Origin of the sequence: Prochlorococcus sp. MIT 1011 (assembly GCF_047305235.1) — a bacterium.
Classification (GTDB): Bacteria; Cyanobacteriota; Cyanobacteriia; order PCC-6307; family Cyanobiaceae; genus Prochlorococcus_B.
Genome location: NZ_CP138983.1, coordinates 730,054 through 747,685 on the forward strand (window position 1 = coordinate 730,054; position 17,632 = coordinate 747,685).

Genomic DNA, 17,632 nt, shown 5'->3' on the forward strand with positions numbered 1-17,632 from the left:
GAAGCATATTTGTTTTAGCTGTTCCAACTCGTTACGCTTGCGTAGTTTATTTTTTTTATTACTTCCAGATAAATTTTCTAATGCCTAAATAAATAGGCCAACTGGTAAAGACTCCAGCAAACAAAAGACCGAGAATTTCGCAAACAAATTCGATTGTTCCCAAAAAGGCTAGAGGATTTCTGTAATCAAAAATTGATTTAGGGTAGAAAACACGCTGCGAACTTAAGAAACCAAGATTGAATAGATAATTCCAGATCTCATAGAAAAGATTTTGAGTTGCAGCAAAAGCTATTGCGCCCAGCATCGCAACAATGAAAGTTAGAAGAACTTTTTTGTCCCTGTTCATAAATCCATCATGTCGCAGCTTTTACTAGGAGTGAGGTTTCGTCAAAAGCACTAGCTAGATCTTTCGTTTGGAATCTGGAATAACTCAAAAGATGAGTATCCAAAGTGTGGCCCATTGCATCCGCAATTTGTTTTGGTGCTCTATAACTTCCATCTGCTTTAGGTCGATTGTGGCCGTAATAGGCATATCTATGCCGGAAAGAATAAGGTGTTAATTCTTGCTTTTCTTTTGCAATTTCTTTTTTAATTGCATCCCAAACTTTTCTCCTGCTTAAGTAGGTTTTACAAGCAGCCGCAGCATTACCTTCTTTCCCAAGAGTTGGAATCATTGATCTACCCTCTTGTTCACAAATATGTAGCTGTTCTTTTAAATGCCAGGAAATAGGTCCATCAATGTCATGTACCAGCAGGGGATATAAACGCCTTGGTTCTGTTTTATTTCCTTTTTTACCACCCTTAGACTTTTCATAATTTGACCACATCTCTTGTCCTCCATTGCGGGTGTGGATGTGTCGAAGATCCTCAGGTCGAAGGCCATAAACAGCCATACATTGAAAAGCAAACCTCCATTTATTGCCTACATCATCAATAGGGAATGAATCTAATAAACGAAGTATCTGTGCGTCAGTGAGTGGATAACCAATTCTCTTTTTAGTAGTTACTAAATCCTTATCTGTTACCGATGGGGGTAACCATGTGGACTCTAACTTTTGCTCCTGTACTAAAAACCTCAGCAAGCCGTAGAGAGCTAAGCGCATGTGTCTTCTTTGAGTCGTTCCTTCTTGCCATTGCTTTAATGCGACTTTGACAAGAGCCGGACCATTTTTAGGTGTTTTTACTCTGCTTTTCATGGCTTTAATTACATTCGTAAGAACAGGGTCATATTTGCTACGCCAAGTTGAGTCTTTTACTCGATTCTTTTTAAATTCTCGATACGCCTGTATTGATTCTTCCCAGTTAATTTCATTTTCACTCGAAACTGTATGAGCAATATTGAAGCAAGTTTTTAAATCTAATTTTTGTTCTGACTCTTCATAAGCTTTTGCCGCTGCTTTAACCCGCATTAGTGCATCAGGCCAATCTGATTCTTTCCATGCGTATGGAATTGTTATATCTGCAATTTTTTTACCATCCTTACGAATTTGGACTCTTGTTGATTCTTTCTTTCCTTGCATGACTAACCACCCTTTTGGGGTAGAAGCTTTAACAGCTTTCCTAAATTCCTTTACCCAACTTGGTTGATCGGATTTCTGAGGCAAGAGGAGCACTAGGTTTCTTGTGCTTTGTTTCTACCCCCACTTGGGGGTAAAAGCAACCTTTAGTGGTCGTTAGTTTACAGCCTCAAGGATTAGTAGAAAGTCTATGATTGCAGTTATAGGTTAAATATTACCGTTTTCACTAGGGTAGCACCTTTGCTTTGGGAGCACTAGGTCGCAGGTTCGAATCCTGTCGCCCCGATCAGTCTAGGACTGCTTTCCCAGGCGGTCCTTTTTTAATGGAAAATAATAGCGTGGGCAAAACGTGGGCAAAAGAACTTTCTGGATTGCTCCATAAGCTAGATATGGCCTACAGATTGGGCAATGCTCAAGTAAGTGACAAGCAATTTGATCAATTAGAAAATAGGCTTAGGGAAATAGATCCTCAGAACTCATATTTCCAGCAGAAAATGAAGTTGCTCAGTTTAGGTACTTATTGCTTTAGCGAATGGTGGACTAAGTCTGCCAAAGGAGAAACGATGATTGTCCAACCTAAGTTTGATGGTTGTGCTTTGGGGCTTAGATACCAATCCGGAACCTTAGTGGCAGCCTTCACTAGAAGTGGAAAAGATGTTACCGAGGCAGCTAGAACTGTGTGCAATCTGCCTGTAGAACTTCCAGAAGATGGAATTGCAGTTTCAGAAGAACCACTTGAGATACGTGGAGAACTTTATGCACCAAATCTTTCTAGAACTAAATCTCAAGCTTTAGCTGGAGGACACCTAAGAAAGAAAAATCCAACTGGAGCTGGATTGTCTTTTGTCGCTTATGAAATTCTTGGATCAACTAAAGATGAAATCGAAGATATTAAACGCTTGGAAAGTTGGTTCTTTGAAATTCCACCAACTAATAGAACTGCCGATCCAAAGCAAGTTAAAAAATGGCATAAAGAATGGTTGGCTGGTGAACTTTTCGAAAATCTCCCAACTGATGGAATAGTCGTAAAAGTTGCGTCTGGAGCAACCAAGCAAAAACTTGGTGTTACTTCAAAATGTCCGAATTGGGCGATTGCTTTAAAAGGTTAAATGCATCAAAGATATTTCCTTTGCCGTTTAACGCAAGGAATCATAATGAGGAATTTAGAACTAAGAATTATTCAAAAATGCATTTTTATCATGCAAGATTTACTCATTGCAAATGGGAATTAAAAGACTTTAGGAAAAGAATAGAAAAAGGAAGCGAGTCTCTCAGAACTCACCTTCGAGGGAAAAATGTATGGAATGTTCTATGCAAGGAGTCATAAATGATAGGTGAGGTGTTAGTGCCTTATACATTTAGGCATCGTTAAGCGAAGTTTTCTCATGTTGCTGGGATTCGACTAACTAATATCTCTGCTGCTATGGGTAACACCACATAAGTGCATCATCACAGTTATGCAAGATTCATTCCAGACGGTACGGCTGATCTGTATGCCAAACAAAATACTAGGGTCGCATAAATATGGGAAAGAGAATCAACTCGCTCAAATACTTTGCTCCTCTAGTTCAGATAGTCCTATGCCCTGTAACTATTCTGTTTTTATGGACTGTGTTTACAGATGCTGAAGTAATCCCTGAAGTAAATGAAGAATTAGTTCGTAAAGAATAGACAAAGGTCTAATGTTTACATCTCATCAAAGTTGACATGATAGACGTATGAAAAGTTTTTTTAGTTATGCCATAGCATTTCTTTTTATCTTTATCGCACTTTCATCACAAGTTCATGGTTTTCAAAATGAATCGATCCTAGATAAATCTCAAATAATAATTGCAAATAAATACGCAGAAAGATTTTGCAGTGCTAAAGCCGATCATTTTTTTGAAGGGTTAGACAATGAGAAGACTCTTAAATATTCTTACTTTCAATATATAGGTTTGATGAGTGATGAGGTTGTTTTAAGGGGTATGTACAAGCCATTAATCAATCAAATAAGAGAAAAGTGCATTATCAACGATCAAGAAGAGAGAGAAGTAGAAGAATTTTTTCTTAAAGGACCCGCATTCAAAGACTAAATGAATTGGATAAAAATCTTCTTACCTCTTGGCACACGAATGCTAATTGATTAGAAGATTTATAATAACTACACATTTTCGATATTCATTTATCTGTAGACATACCGATTCGTAAATTATCAATAGACCTTACTTGGTCAATAACCTCGACAACTTTCCCATGAGCAACCTCCTTGTCTGCAGAAATTACCAAAATATTAGTAGAATAATTGGAAATAATTTTTTTAATTTGATCTACAAGTATTTTGGAATTAATAGGTTTATTCTCTAAAAAGATATTATTTTCTCTATCAATAGTTAAAACTATTGGCTTTTCCTTAACTAAGGTTGAGGTGCTAGCCTTTGGTAAATTAACTGGTATATTATCTAATCTTATTAAGTCAAGGCTAGAAATTATAAAGAAGGTAAGAATTGCAAATATAACATCTATCATAGGAACAATATTAATTCCTTCTCCTTCTAGATTAGATTCGTACTCATCGACAATCTTCATCTTACAAAATTAAATTCGCTTATTTTTTTCAGTTCTAGCAATTTCAAACTGTACTAAAAATTCTTGAATTATAGGAAGCTCTCTTTGGCATTCTATCTTAAAATAATTGGAAAACATAAGAGAAATAATTGCAACAATTAAACCTGCAGCAGTAGAAACAAGTGCTTCGCTGATGCCACCTGTCACTTTGATATTATTAACACCAGCCTGACCTAGATTAATAAAAGAGAAAGAGTCAATTAGTCCCAACACCGTCCCTAATAAGCCAAGTAAAGGAGAGATTGTAATTATTGTCGAAAAAATATTAGTATGTTTTTTTAATGAAGGCATTTCTGATTGCAATGCACTAGATAAAGCCAAATGAAAGCTTTCATCAGAACAATTATCAAACTTAAGTGCTTTTATTAAAATAGAAAATAGAGGATAATTATTATCTTTATTCAAGAAATGAATAAAAGATGAAGCCGAATTTAAATAATTATCAATAATATTTTCTTTTATATTATTGTTATACCATTTAAGATTACGCCAAAAAATAATTCTTTCAATAGCGCAATAAAAACATAATAATGAGCATAATAATAACGGCCACATTACTAATCCACCAGATTCAAAAACAAGCCACATATAAATCTCATTATTACTTGCTTAAGTATACATGTAATCTAGAATTATAGTATGTGTATAAAATATGGATTTTTTACAAAACATCGTGAATAGAAAATTTATAGCCAATAATAAATCAAAAATAGCAATTATGTTATCAATATTGCTCCATTCTTTATTATTTTTCTATTCAAAATCAGATAAATACTTAGGTACAACAAATAAACCTATTGAATTTATAGAACTCGAAATGATAACTGGAGCTGGACTATCTATTAAGAAAAATAGATCTAGCCAGGTCCTAAACAACCAAAACAATACAAATGAACGACAAAAAAGCAAGAAAAGTAACACAAAAAAATCAACTAATGTGATTTCAAGTATTACTACGAAATCAAAGGTAAATAAACAAAATATTCAAACAAATGAACAGAAGGAAAACAAAAATAATAATCAACAACAAAAGAATGAATTAGTAAGTTCTAAAAAAGAATCAATATCAGGAAACAAATCAAATAAACTAGTAAATGAAACTTCTAAAGGAAAGCTTAAAGGTAAAGGTAGTAAAGAGATTATTTGTAAAAAATGTATTGAACCAATCTATTCACAAGAATCAATAAGAAAAGGTATGGAAGGGATTACGATAATTAAAGTCACCATAGCTACCAATGGTCTGGTTGAAAATGCAATCATTATTCGTTCGAGTGGTTATGAAGATATTGATAAAGCTTCCATTCGAGCGGCAATAAAATCAACATTTAAACCCATTTCTGATAAAAGTACAATAAATATTAGATATAAACATAAAATTAAAAACTATAGATAAAAATTACAACTCGATCAATTTTTTGCAAGCAGTATTAATGCTATCAATACTTCCAGGATTAATTAAACCATAATAATTAAAGGTAAAAATATTATTATTTTTAACTGCTTTCAAGTTAGATGAGTAAGATTTACTCAAAAATAATTCTTTCATATCATTACCTGTATCTATAAGAATAATATTATCAGGATTTTTTTTAAGCAATGTTTCTGGAGATAAAGTCACATAGCCATCGAAGCCGCTTTTTGATTGAATGTCTCTAATAAGATTATTTATATAAAATTTATTTAATATAGATCCAGCCCAACTTTTCTTATTTGGAGATAGCAGTGGTGAACTACTAACCAGCACTATAGTCGAATCAGTAGAGACTTCTCCTTGGGGTTGGTTACAATATGGAGTCAATAAATATAAAGGTTGGTTATCTACTTCTAAATAATTGCTAATTTCTTCAGTTAATAACTCTAGATTATTCCAATCTTTTATCTCAGTAGAGATAACTTCAATCCCTAAATCATTGATTTGAAATAATGCTTTGTCATGAAATCCCTTAGCTCCTAAAACTAAATCAGGTTTCAAAGCAATTATCTGTTCAATATTAGGTGGATTTCTTCCCTGGCTTACAACAATCTTATTTTTAAATTGTTCCTTACTTTTCAATAAACGACTATCTGGTATAGCTATAAGTGATTCGGGACTAAGTCTATCAACCAAGTCCGAAGTTAAAGAAGTTAATGCAACAACCCGTTTTTTATTCGTTAGATTATTCTTGAAAGATACAGTTTTATTTATAGATTTTTCTTTTAAGCTAGGGGAACAACCACTAATTATTAGTGATAAAAATAAAAAAATTGAAGATAAGTGTTTTCTATTGAATTTAAACATAAATAATCAATTTGAATTTAATTTATTAAAACTAGATTATTAACTAGTCTTAAAATCTATATTTAAATCCTGCTTTCAACGATCTACCTGGCTGAGAGTAACGCTCAATTGCTGTAGTTGTAGGTCTTACTGTTCTAGTATTTTGGTAATTGTAATATCTTTTATCTGCTAAATTATAAATACCTATGTCAAGCTTTAGAGAGTCAGTTGCTTGATAGGCCCCAATTAGATCAAAAACTGTATATGCATCAGGTTTATAATAAGTATCACTTTCTGGTAATCGAGCAACGCCTACATATGTTGCAATTAGTTCGGCATTAAAAGTGTCTGTAGGATTTGAGAATTGGAATCCTGTTACTACTTTGAAGGGATCAATATCATCTAATGGCTCGTTTGCCTCGTCATCTTCACCCTTCAAATAAGAAACTGAATTTATTAAAGAAAATTTTCCATTTTTATTTTCAGTTAATTTAAAATCATTGTTAAGTTCAACGCCCCAAATGGTTGCCTTGCCTACATTATCTATTTTTGAAACGTTCACATTAGGAACATTATCAACAGTTTGTTTGCCAAGTGAAGTGCTTCCAATCAGGTCTTCGTATTTATTTATAAATGTAGCCAATCTAAATTTATTTCGTTCAGTCTTACCTCTTAATCCTATCTCAAAACTGTTACTTTTTTCAGGCTCTACATCTGGATTAGGTCTGATTTGGTATGGCTGTCCATAACGACTAGCAAAAAGGTTTACTTGATAGGCATTCATCTCCTCCCATGTGGGGACTCTAAAGCCAGCAGCATACTGCCCATAGAATGCAACATTTGGAGACACGTCATAGATTGCCCCTATTTTTGGAGTTAATGCGTTAACATCAAGTTCTCCAAGCAAGCAAGTGTATGCTCCATCACCTGAGCAATATTTTGTATGAATAGCATCAGTCTCAACGTCTATTTTTGTATTTTCAAATCTAACACCAGCTGTAACATCTACTTTCCCGATCCTTACTTCATCTTGTAGATAAACACCAATTCTCTTTGTCTCGCCATCTGGAACTCTCTTTTTATGATCAGGAGTCACTACACCAGTAAGTAAATTTGTCGTCCATCTTTCTTGTAGGTATGAATTATCAGTTGTTGAAGCCTCAATTCCATAGGTAAGATTATGATCATTTATTTTTGAACCAAATTGAATATCTGCTCCATAACTTTCGTCCTTTAATTGATAGTCTGATATTCTTAATTGTGGAGTACGAGCAAAACCTGAAAGTCTATTATCATCCCAAATATCATCCGTCTCTGCATTTTGATAATATCCTTTAGCTATAAAACTATTAAAGCCTGAAACTTTTTCTGCATTATCATACGAATATGATAAAACAATCCTGTCTTTAGTAACATCTACATCTTGTGACTGCTTTGTATAAGAAAGAGTAGGACCATAACTTGTTAACGTATTTACAGGTTTAGTACTTTCTGTGTCTCTTTGAACTCTTTCTAAAATCAATCCAAGCTTTTTATTCTCTCCTGCTTCCTTTTGAGCATTTATAAAGAATGTTGAACCAGTCCTTTCAACATCATTTATCCATTTCTCCCTATCTGTAAAATCCTTTGGAAGATATTCTTCAGAGTTTAAATAACTATATACAGCGACGGCTGAGGTCCCTAAATTTTCGTCTCTAGCAGCAATTTTAATTGCACCATTTTTGCCTTTGGTGTGGCTCGTATAGCTAGTAGGTATTTCGATCGCAAAATCTTCCCCTGTTTTTAGAAGATCACTAGCTTGCAATGATCTGTAAGAAAGAATTCCTCCTAAAGCATCACTTCCAAATAGAGTTGATCCAGGTCCCTTGACAATCTCAACTGTTTTGATTGTATTAAAGTCTACAAAAGAGCCACGATCGTAGTTATAAGCTAAAGGAGCACTATAACCAAAAGCATTTGGAAGACGTATTCCATCCTGAGTAAATAAGACTCTGTTATCAACCATTCCTCTTATATTTACGTTGCCTTCTACAGCAGATGCTGCGCTATAAGGAATATAACTATCAACTTCTACCGAAACACCTGTTTCATACTTAAACAGATCTTTTAATTCAGAAAAACCACTATATTTTTCATCAGATAAATCTATAACATCAATAGAAGAAGGGACATCATCTACAAATTTTTCATTTCTTGTTCCAGTTACGGTAATTTCAAGAGAATCAGAATCGTCTTTTATATTCCCAGAATTTGAGTCGGCAATCAAATATCCATCAGATGAAATATCTTGAGCAATTTGATGCTGTTTTATTTTGAGGTTATCTTTTTCTAGATTTATTTGAGCAGCAACTGGTACCGCTATGGAAATAGCTGCTGGAATTACCAACAACTGACGAAAAAATTTCACTCCTGCCTCACACAACAAGATATATACATTCTTTTTATAAAGCAATAACCGAATTAAAACTTTCCATGAAGGTAGCTATTTATACAAATTGATCGGTAAAAATACTCATCCACGGCGTATTCGGATGAAATAGTGTTAATTGGATCATTCCTTGGTAGCAAAATACACACTAAAAGTAGTTTTTTCAGTGCATCGTTTAATTAGTCAGATTTAATTGTACATATTTGAAGACCAATAGGTGTCTCTATTTGACATGTCTCCACTTGAAAAGCTTTCTTCAAAAGCTCCTGAGTTAAAACTTCTCTAGGTTTATCAATTGCTAATAGTTCACCATCTTTTATTACTGCTATTCGGTCGCAATATCTTGCGGCTAAATTCAGGTCATGAATAACAGTAACAATTGAAAGTTCCTGTTCATTATTCAGTCTTTTTAGTAAATCTAAAAATTGAAGTTGATATCGAAGGTCTAAAAAAGTTGTTGGTTCATCCAATAAAAGGGTTTTTGCATCTTGAGCAAGCGCAAGAGAAAGAAAAGCTCGTTGACGTTGACCACCAGATAAAGAATATACAGGTTTGTTTTTTAAAGAGGTCATATCAGTTAATGCAATAGATTTTTCAACTTCAAAATGGTCATTTTCATCAAGATCTAATTCCCACCATTGTTTATGAGGGGAACGACCAAGGCAGACCAATTCATAGACAGTTAAGGATAAACTTGAGCTATTTTGTTGAGGTAATACAGAGATCTTTTTAGCGATTTCTTTTGTAGAGGCATGATGAATATCATTCCCATCTAAATAAGCAATACCTGTATATGCATCAAGTATTCGGCTAATACCTTTTAAGAAAGTGGATTTACCTGATCCATTCGCTCCAACAATACCTAACCACTCAGATTTCTCCAATGAGAGACTTATCGATTTAATGATTTTATTTTTTTCATAACCGGTAGAGAAATCTTTTGTTATTAGTGTCATTACGTCTATCTCAAACTAGTTAAAGATTTTTGTCTTTTATATAATAAGACTATAAAAATTGGGGCACCTAATAATGATGTGATGATTCCAACAGGTAATTCAATAGCTCCTGATCTTGCAATCAAATCGGCTGAACTAAGTGTTAAAGCACCTAATAAAGCAGAGAATGGAAGAACAACTTTATAGTCTGTCCCAAATAAAAATCGTACGGCATGGGGGACAATCAAACCTACAAATCCAATCAAGCCACCAACGCTAACTGAGCTTGCAGCCAACAGAGTTGCAGATGCACCAATTAAGCATCTTGAACGAAATAAAGAATTTCCTAAACCTACAGATAATTCATCTCCCAAACCTAATAAATTCAATTGTCTTGAGAGTAATAATCCCACAACTAAAGCAAAGATGATTGGTGGTCCAGCTAACTTGATTTCAGTCCACCCTCTGGAATTAAGACTACCTATTAACCAAGTCAAAGCAGCTTGAACTCTTCCATCTTCTGCTTGTAGAAGAAGCATTGACTGAATAGATCCAAAAAGACTACTTAATGCAACCCCTGCTAGAATCAATCTTTCTACTGATATGGAAGTCCCCGATTTTGCTAAACAATAGACGATTAAGGTCGTAATAATTGCTCCTATCCATGCAGCAATCGGAATCCAAGAGAGCCATAAACCCATGCTTATCAACAAAACAATTACCAAGCCCGAGCCTGCAGAGATACCTAGCAAGTAAGGACTTGCCAATCCATTCCTTAGCATTCCTTGTAGAAGAGCTCCAGACATACCTAATGCTGAGCCAACAAGTAAAGAAGCAATTAATCTTGGAAGTCTAAGCTCCCAAAAAATAATTTGATTAGTTAAATCACCCTCTCGTAAGAATGCTTTGATTATTTCATGACTACTTAATCCAACCGAACCTCTACTTAAAGACAAAACTATGACTAAGGCAATAAATACTAAAAGAACTGCTGCGTTCAATCTATTCTTTTCTCTAAACAAGTTTAAAAACTTTTGATAGGACACCTGAAAGAAATTATTTCAACTTTACGATAGTTATTCTAATATTTATGCCATGTACAAATATTACATGCCTGACTTTTAAGCTTGATAGTTCTTACAGAAGAAAACCTATTAAAAGAGTCAAAGCTAATTAAATCATGGTGAGGATGATTGAAAATAAAACATTTGAAAAATAGTATTAGTTTTTTAGTTTAAAAGCTTATATAGACAAAGAGCATCAAATAATTTATAAGCTCTTGGCTTCCCGGTCTTAACAGGCCTAATCTTATCAAGTATTGATGCATTACAAGAAATCCAGAAACTTCTCTGTTTAAGATTACAAGCTTCGCATATATTCCAATGAGCAATTGATGGAGTTGATGTCTCACAAATTGAACTCATGGTTTTATTATGTTCTCTCTCTAAGAAATCAACTTCTTCCTCAGAAAGTTTTCCAGTTCCACAATAATCTTCAATTACTGTTTTAAAATTAAAATTCATATAATTAATTGAAGAAAATCAGGTCTGATCAATGCTTACTTTTGGATTATCAAAAGGATCGTCAGTTAAGGTTGCTAAACAAATTCTTTTTGGAGTCTCAAATTGCTCATGACGGTGACAATGTTCCAGACAATTAAAATACCTATCTTGCTTTGACTTCATTATAGAATTAAATTTTTTGATAAATTAATCCATAAGTGGAATAATTATAAGTTTATTAAATATAGATTAAAATTAATTAATCTAAAGGTAAAATTTGATATATATATTCTTATTAAATAAAACAACTCAGCATAAAATACTATAAGTCTAACAATATATATTTAATGATTAATAAGTTTATAATCTATAATCTATAATTTAAAATAATTTTAATGAATCCGCAGATTTTATTTAATTTTTCTCTAGCACTTTTAACAACAGGGTTAATTTTATTATTTAAAGGACTATTTATATTAGGTTTTGGGAGTTTAATAATTGCGATAGGAACTTCAATTGTTTGGCTTATGTCAGGTTTTTTTGGAAAATTCGAATATGAACCTACTGATTACAAATCAGAAGATGAAAAAGATGAGGAAGGGAAGGGAGTCTTAAAGCCTTTCTAAATTTGGTTTATGAATAATTTATTAGTGATTTGCTAAATAATGAACAATCAAAGAAAATAATACCCCTGTCCAAATACATTTAAAAAAAATTCGAAAATCAGACTTATTTATAGCTTTATCAATTGGTAATGGTGTTATTAATTCATTCATGTGAGTATTTTTATTCAAACTATAGGCTGTGCTGAAATAGTTTGCAAAAACAATTAATACGTTTTAGAGTTATATTTATACAAACTTGCAATAAAACTCTAATTCTTCACTTCTACATATTTATCTAAAAATGCATTTATATATGAAACCAATCTACCGAAGGGAGAAGAAATAACAAAAGATTGATTTAAATGATTAATAGCAAAGTTTCTATGTTCTAGATTTGTTTGATAGTCTGTTCCATTACTTGTTAAGTGATCAAGATCATCAGCTTCAAAATACACTTGTTTATTTAAATATGAATTTACATTATCATTACCGTCATAATTTTTTTGTCTATATATTTTTATATAAAATAAACTAACAATTGATACATTTTGAAAATCCTTACTCAAGAAATATTCTCGTTTAATTCGAATCTTAAGTGTGTAATAAGTTGATATTCGGCAGTTTTCTGACTAAATAGATATTTTTAATTAAAAAACTTAGCCTATTCAACTTTAATATTTGGCATTCCAATACTTTTTATTATCCAAGGCTGAATTGGTTTGCTCTCTTATCATTGAAAGGAATTTTTTATTATCATCATCATATTGGTTGCATTCGAAACCTACTAGAAGCTGCCTATCAATATCCTGGAAATCAATTTCTGTTTTCCCTTTTGATATAATCTTTTTTATTTTTTTCATTTTCTAAAATTAATAAAGTCAAACATTTATGCTGCCATTACTAAAAGAATTATTGAAAGAGTGTAATCACCTAATTTAAACGAGAGGAAAGTATTATGTATTAAATTTACTCCTGAAGTGAATCTTTTTTTATGGGTTTATCTGAATATTTTCATAATATTTTATTAGGTAGATATTTAATTGATGTATTTAGCTGAAACTTTGGGATTAGAATTTCTAGCCCCGCAAAGTGTATTAGGCATTCTCATCTTAGTAACAGGATTCATTTTCTCTCTTATGATGTTCTATGTAGGGTATATCTCGATTCGAGAGATGTATTCAAATAAATCTCTGGGGCCAAAAGATAAAAAGATGAAGGAGCAAAAGGAAAAGATCGCCAGACTTTACCCTCAATCCTAATTATTTTTTTAAGAATTCAATAAGAAAATTCAAAGTAATCTTTATTACTATAAAAGCAACATAATCTTACATAAGACATTGACCTTTTTTATTGCATTGACATGATATGTATCTACAGCTAGGTCTAGTAGTAATGAGTCTACTGCCAGCACTTAATGAAAAAAATCTTCCTTGGATCGATGTAATACATCCTATAGTTGTTCACTTTGTCATTGCTATGACTTTAATAGCAGTAGTATTTGATATTATTGGAATTATCACTAAAAGATCTAATCTTTTTGAAGTTAGTTTTCTTAATTTAATAGTTGCTACTATTGCAATTTTTATTGCTATTATTTTCGGTCAAATTGAAGCAGGTTTAGCGAATCCTTATGGCTCTTCAAGGGATATTTTGAACTATCACAGCACGATTGGTTGGTCATTAGCAGCAATTCTTTCAATAATAACTAGCTGGCGTTATGTCTCACGTCAAAACAACCCTAATAATCTATCTATCGGTTTTTTATTGGTTGATATAATGCTAGCTTTTCTTGTTTGTATTCAAGTTTATTTAGGTGATAAACTTGTTTGGATTTATGGATTGCATACTGTTCCTGTAGTTAATGCAATCCGAGATGGGATAATATAATGTTATTCAATAATATACTTGCAAATTATTATTATATTTTATCTGATATCTCATCTCCGATTTCAGAAATTAAAAGTTCTTTAGGTCCCAATGATCTTCCTTATAAAATCCCTATTCACCCCAATCTTGTTCACCTGACTATTGGACTATTTGCTATCGCAATAGCTTTTGATATTGCAGGAGCCCTTTATCCTTTTGAAAAAAGAATACTTAGATTTTTAGCTTTTCCAGTAACCAGGGTTGGATTTCATGATGTTGGTTGGTATAACATTCTTGCAGCCTCATTTATAACATTTTTCACAGTAGCTACAGGCTTCTTTGAAATGCTTTTAGCTGTTCCAATAGGAGGTGTAAAAAGTATTATTGGACAAGGAGCTATTACAACAATGCTTTGGCATGGTGTGGGTGGAGTTTTAATATTATTTATATTAATTACAATGACAGTTTGGAGAGGTTATCAAAGATTTGTTTTTAGAAAAGATTTTGGGAGACAAGTGTCATGGGCATATTTATTTTCAGGTACTATTATTCTATTGATTATGGGATTACATGGAAGTCTAGGAGCATGGTTAGCAAGTGATTTTGGTGTTCATATTACAGCAGATCAACTTTTAGTTAAAGGAAATGATCTTACAAGCATTTTATAATGAAATCAAATCTAAAAAGAATTATTAATCAAAAGTTAATCTCTATAGTGGGTGTATCATTAGCAATCTTTATTGATTTACTTCTTAGTAAATTAATGGCTAGTTGGTCATATTCTTGGCTTCCAGTACAAGCATCAGCAGCAGCTCCCTATGTAGATAATCTATTTGCTTTTGAAACAGGCATTGGAACTTTTATTTTTCTTGGTTGTTCAGGTGTAATTGGATGGGTATTAATATTTAATAGAGCACCAAAATATGATGAAAGTTTTGGAGAGCCCATAGAGGGTAATACAAATTTAGAAATTGTTTGGACTGTAATACCACTTTTACTTGTTATTGCAATAGCAATTTATTCAACAACTATTAATAGCACTCTTAAGAATTTAGGATCAAAATCTAAATATGATCCACAAAAAGATTTAATTCAAAATTCCGAACTTGGACAAAATATTTCTGATGCTCCAATTGATGTAATAGCAAGACAATGGAACTGGGAGTTTGTTTATCCTGAGGGGTTTTCTAGTTCTGAGTTACATTTACCAATCAATAAAAAGATTAACTTTAGATTGATTTCTAAGGATGTATTACATGGTTTCTATATTCCTGCTTTTCGTTTGAAACAGGATATTATTCCAGGCAGTATTATCGAATATAGCCTTACACCAACGAGAGCAGGTGTTTATCGTCTTAGAGATTCGATGTTCAGCGGAACATATTTTTCAGAAAATCAAACTAATGTAATTGTTGAATCAAAAGATTCTTACCAGAATTGGATCAACAAAACTGTAAAAAAAGTACCTGTTAATGGTTTAAATCAAGCTGGTATTCTTTATAAAAAACGATTAGAAAAAGGAGATAGGGGATGGGCAACTGTACCTCCAAAATCCTCCCCAATGGTTAATGAGCCTGGAGATTATCAGCAACCACATGAAGGATAGATTCGATTTATGACAATAACTAATTACGACGAACGTGTTCTAAAAGCCAGCCATCCAGTACCTGGAGCTCCGAACAATTGGAGAAGATTTTTTGGTTTTAATACTGATGCAAAGGTTATAGGTATTCAATACATAGTAACAGCTCTTTTTTTCTTGTTGTTAGGTGGGTTACTTGGGATGTTGATAAGAGGTGAGTTGATTACGCCACCATCAGATCTTTTTGATCCAAGTGTTTATAACGGTCTTTACACAATGCATGGGACAGTAATGCTCTTTCTGTTCTTGTTTCCTGTACTTAGTGGACTAACGAATCTACTAGTTCCACCAATGATTGGCGCACCAGATATGGCATTCCCAAAATTAAATGCTCTTGCCTTTTGGTTAGTACCAGTCTTTTCAATTGTATTACTTGCAAGCTTTTTTGTTCCAGGAGGACCAGCTTCCTCTGGATGGTGGTCATATCCCCCTGTAAGTATTCAAAACCCACTAGGTCATTTTCTTAATGGCCAAATGTTATGGATAGTAGCCATTGGTCTATCAGGTGTCTCATCAATCATAGGGGCGCTTAATTTCGTAACTACGATAATTCAAATGCGAGCTCCAGGTATGGCCTTTTTTAAAATGCCTATTTTTATTTGGACTGTTTTAGCCGCACAAATTCTTCAACTTCTTGGACTCCCAGCACTTACAGGTGGAGCAATAATGCTCTTCTTTGATCTCAATTTTGGAACAAGCTTTTTCAATCCGGAAACAGGTGGTGATCCAGTTTTATTTCAACATTTTTTTTGGTTCTATTCACATCCCGCAGTGTATGTAATGGTTTTGCCTGTATTTGGTATATTTTCTGAATTGTTTCCTGCCTATTCTCGTAAACCATTATTTGGCTATAAATTTGTAGCCGTAGCTTCCTTTGGAATAACGATATTGTCTCTCGTTGTTTGGGTACATCATATGTTTTATACAGGTACGCCAATGTGGATGAGAAACCTTTTTATGTTTACAACAATGTTAATTGCTGTTCCCACTGGAGTTAAGGTTTTCGCATGGATAGCAACTCTTTGGGGAGGCAATTTAAGATTGAATACACCTATGTTGTTTTGCTTAGGAGGCCTTTTTAATTTTATTTTTGGAGGTATTACTGGAGTAATGCTTGCAACAGTACCAATTGATATTCATGTAGGCAATACATACTTTGTTGTAGCCCATTTTCATTACATCATTTTCAATACAATAGCTTTTGGAATTTTTGCTGGAATTTATCACTGGTTCCCAAAATTCACAGGTCGAATGTTTTATGAAGGGCTTGGCAAAGTACATTTTGCTTTAACCTTTATAGGCGCAACATTAAATTGGTTGCCTTTACACTGGGCTGGTCTATTAGGTATGCCAAGGAGAGTCGCTTCTTATGATCCAGAATTTGCTATTTGGAATGTAATAGCGAGTATTGGAGCTTTTATGCTAGGAGTCGCGTCCATTCCTTTTATTTTAAATATGGTTAGTTCATGGTCCAGAGGGAAAAAAGCACCTCCAAACCCCTGGGGTGCTATTGGTCTTGAATGGTTATTACCATCACCACCTCCACATGAAAACTTTGAAGATGACATCCCAACTGTACTCAATGAGCCATATAATTATGGATTGAATAAACCATTTATTCTTGATGAAGAATTTTATATTTCGAAAGCTTTGAAAGATAGTTAAATGACTACCACTAAATCAGAAGTATTGCTTCATACTCCCGGTCATGTTAAACATGATGGACATAATTTAACGGGTTTTATTATTTTCCTATGTTCTGAAAGTATTATTTTCTTTGCTTTTTTTGTAGGATATGGAGTTTTAAAAATCACTGCACCTACTTGGTATCCTGATGGTGTTAGTGGGATAGCTGTAAGGGAGCCTTTAATAAATACAATTGTTTTAGTAAGTTCTAGTTTCGTTATTTATTTTGCTGAGAGGTATTTACATAAAAAGAATTATTGGGGATTTAGAATTATTTGGCTAGTTACCATGCTGATGGGATCTTATTTTGTATATGGTCAATATATTGAATGGTCTGAATTAACCTTCAGCCTAAGCAGTGGAGTTTTTGGGAGTTTATTCTATTTACTTACTGGTTTCCATGGATTACATGTAATAACTGGAATACTACTAATGGGTTTAATGTTAATACGTTCATTTATACCAGGCAATTATGACAGAGGTGAAATGGGTGTTGAATCAGTAAGTCTTTTTTGGCACTTTGTAGATGTGATTTGGATTATCTTATTTGTCTTAATTTATGTGTGGCAATAGTATTTATTTAATTA

21 protein-coding genes are annotated in these 17,632 nt (G+C 33.1%); 9 read left to right on the top strand and 12 right to left on the bottom strand.

Going from position 1 to position 17,632, the window contains the following annotated elements:
- Nucleotides 1-58: 58 nt before the first annotated feature.
- Both SIB75_RS04055 and SIB75_RS04060 read right to left on the bottom strand, forming a co-directional pair.
- Nucleotides 59-346 carry a hypothetical protein gene (locus SIB75_RS04055; RefSeq protein WP_413684226.1) on the bottom strand — a complete coding sequence of 96 codons (288 nt, stop codon included), beginning with the start codon at nt 344-346 and terminating at the stop codon, nt 59-61.
- Between the two features lie 7 nt (nt 347-353).
- A complete protein-coding gene (locus SIB75_RS04060) occupies nt 354-1,604 on the bottom strand; it encodes an integrase (RefSeq protein ID WP_413684228.1) in 1,251 nt (416 codons plus the stop codon).
- A gap of 236 nt (nt 1,605-1,840) precedes the next feature.
- Here SIB75_RS04060 and SIB75_RS04065 point away from each other — a divergent pair, with 236 nt between their 5' ends.
- Nucleotides 1,841-2,626, top strand: a complete 786-nt coding sequence (locus SIB75_RS04065) for an NAD-dependent DNA ligase (RefSeq protein ID WP_413684229.1) — start codon at nt 1,841-1,843, stop codon at nt 2,624-2,626.
- Between the two features lie 609 nt (nt 2,627-3,235).
- A complete protein-coding gene (locus SIB75_RS04070) occupies nt 3,236-3,592 on the top strand; it encodes a hypothetical protein (RefSeq protein ID WP_413684230.1) in 357 nt (118 codons plus the stop codon).
- An 85-nt stretch (nt 3,593-3,677) separates the two neighbouring features.
- Here the strand turns inward: SIB75_RS04070 and SIB75_RS04075 are convergent, their stop codons facing one another.
- Nucleotides 3,678-4,085 carry an ExbD/TolR family protein gene (locus SIB75_RS04075; protein WP_413684232.1) on the bottom strand — a complete coding sequence of 136 codons (408 nt, stop codon included), beginning with the start codon at nt 4,083-4,085 and terminating at the stop codon, nt 3,678-3,680.
- Between the two features lie 9 nt (nt 4,086-4,094).
- Nucleotides 4,095-4,712, bottom strand: coding sequence for a MotA/TolQ/ExbB proton channel family protein (locus SIB75_RS04080; RefSeq protein WP_413684234.1), 618 nt, complete (start codon nt 4,710-4,712; stop codon nt 4,095-4,097).
- 85 nt (nt 4,713-4,797) lie between these two features.
- Here SIB75_RS04080 and SIB75_RS04085 point away from each other — a divergent pair, with 85 nt between their 5' ends.
- A complete protein-coding gene (locus SIB75_RS04085) occupies nt 4,798-5,517 on the top strand; it encodes an energy transducer TonB (protein ID WP_413684235.1) in 720 nt (239 codons plus the stop codon).
- Between the two features lie 3 nt (nt 5,518-5,520).
- Here the strand turns inward: SIB75_RS04085 and SIB75_RS04090 are convergent, their stop codons facing one another.
- The 6 genes from SIB75_RS04090 to SIB75_RS04115 all read right to left on the bottom strand — a co-directional run bounded on the left by SIB75_RS04090 (nt 5,521) and on the right by SIB75_RS04115 (nt 11,429).
- Nucleotides 5,521-6,402 (bottom strand): ABC transporter substrate-binding protein, encoded by an 882-nt coding sequence (locus SIB75_RS04090; RefSeq protein ID WP_413684237.1) that lies wholly within the window; start codon nt 6,400-6,402, stop codon nt 5,521-5,523.
- 49 nt (nt 6,403-6,451) lie between these two features.
- Nucleotides 6,452-8,770 (bottom strand): TonB-dependent receptor domain-containing protein, encoded by a 2,319-nt coding sequence (locus tag SIB75_RS04095; RefSeq protein WP_413684239.1) that lies wholly within the window; start codon nt 8,768-8,770, stop codon nt 6,452-6,454.
- A gap of 218 nt (nt 8,771-8,988) precedes the next feature.
- A complete protein-coding gene (locus SIB75_RS04100) occupies nt 8,989-9,765 on the bottom strand; it encodes an ABC transporter ATP-binding protein (RefSeq protein ID WP_413684240.1) in 777 nt (258 codons plus the stop codon).
- A gap of 5 nt (nt 9,766-9,770) precedes the next feature.
- The gene (locus SIB75_RS04105; RefSeq protein WP_413684242.1) at nt 9,771-10,766 is read right to left on the bottom strand and encodes a FecCD family ABC transporter permease; all 996 of its coding nucleotides are present in this window, start codon (nt 10,764-10,766) and stop codon (nt 9,771-9,773) included.
- Between the two features lie 207 nt (nt 10,767-10,973).
- A complete protein-coding gene (locus SIB75_RS04110) occupies nt 10,974-11,267 on the bottom strand; it encodes an inward rectifier potassium channel (protein ID WP_413684244.1) in 294 nt (97 codons plus the stop codon).
- A gap of 18 nt (nt 11,268-11,285) precedes the next feature.
- Nucleotides 11,286-11,429 carry a hypothetical protein gene (locus SIB75_RS04115; RefSeq protein ID WP_413684245.1) on the bottom strand — a complete coding sequence of 48 codons (144 nt, stop codon included), beginning with the start codon at nt 11,427-11,429 and terminating at the stop codon, nt 11,286-11,288.
- 212 nt (nt 11,430-11,641) lie between these two features.
- On the opposite strand from SIB75_RS04115, the gene SIB75_RS04120 reads away from it, so the two are divergent.
- Nucleotides 11,642-11,872 carry a hypothetical protein gene (locus SIB75_RS04120; RefSeq protein ID WP_413684246.1) on the top strand — a complete coding sequence of 77 codons (231 nt, stop codon included), beginning with the start codon at nt 11,642-11,644 and terminating at the stop codon, nt 11,870-11,872.
- Nucleotides 11,873-12,120: 248 nt separating this feature from the next.
- Here SIB75_RS04120 and SIB75_RS04125 read toward each other — a convergent pair whose 3' ends face one another.
- Entirely contained in the window at nt 12,121-12,417 is a 297-nt protein-coding gene (locus SIB75_RS04125) for a hypothetical protein (RefSeq protein ID WP_413684247.1), read from the bottom strand.
- 105 nt (nt 12,418-12,522) lie between these two features.
- A complete protein-coding gene (locus SIB75_RS04130) occupies nt 12,523-12,711 on the bottom strand; it encodes a hypothetical protein (protein ID WP_413684248.1) in 189 nt (62 codons plus the stop codon).
- Between the two features lie 532 nt (nt 12,712-13,243).
- Between SIB75_RS04130 and SIB75_RS04135 the strand changes: the two genes are divergently transcribed.
- From SIB75_RS04135 to SIB75_RS04155, 5 genes are read left to right on the top strand one after another with little or no spacing between them, the layout of a single operon-like run.
- On the top strand, nt 13,244-13,738 hold the full coding sequence (locus SIB75_RS04135; protein ID WP_413684249.1) for a DUF2231 domain-containing protein: 495 nt from the start codon (nt 13,244-13,246) through the stop codon (nt 13,736-13,738).
- Nucleotides 13,738-14,385, top strand: coding sequence for a DUF2231 domain-containing protein (locus SIB75_RS04140; RefSeq protein WP_413684251.1), 648 nt, complete (start codon nt 13,738-13,740; stop codon nt 14,383-14,385). Before SIB75_RS04135 ends, SIB75_RS04140 begins: the two co-directional genes overlap by 1 nt.
- Nucleotides 14,385-15,323, top strand: a complete 939-nt coding sequence (locus SIB75_RS04145; protein WP_413684253.1) for a cytochrome c oxidase subunit II — start codon at nt 14,385-14,387, stop codon at nt 15,321-15,323. The genes SIB75_RS04140 and SIB75_RS04145 overlap by 1 nt, the downstream gene beginning before the upstream one ends.
- Nucleotides 15,324-15,332: 9 nt before the next feature.
- Nucleotides 15,333-17,024: a cytochrome c oxidase subunit I gene (locus tag SIB75_RS04150; RefSeq protein ID WP_413684254.1), complete on the top strand. Its 1,692-nt coding sequence runs from the start codon at nt 15,333-15,335 to the stop codon at nt 17,022-17,024.
- A complete protein-coding gene (locus SIB75_RS04155; protein WP_413684255.1) occupies nt 17,025-17,618 on the top strand; it encodes a heme-copper oxidase subunit III in 594 nt (197 codons plus the stop codon).
- Nucleotides 17,619-17,632 lie beyond the last annotated feature (14 nt).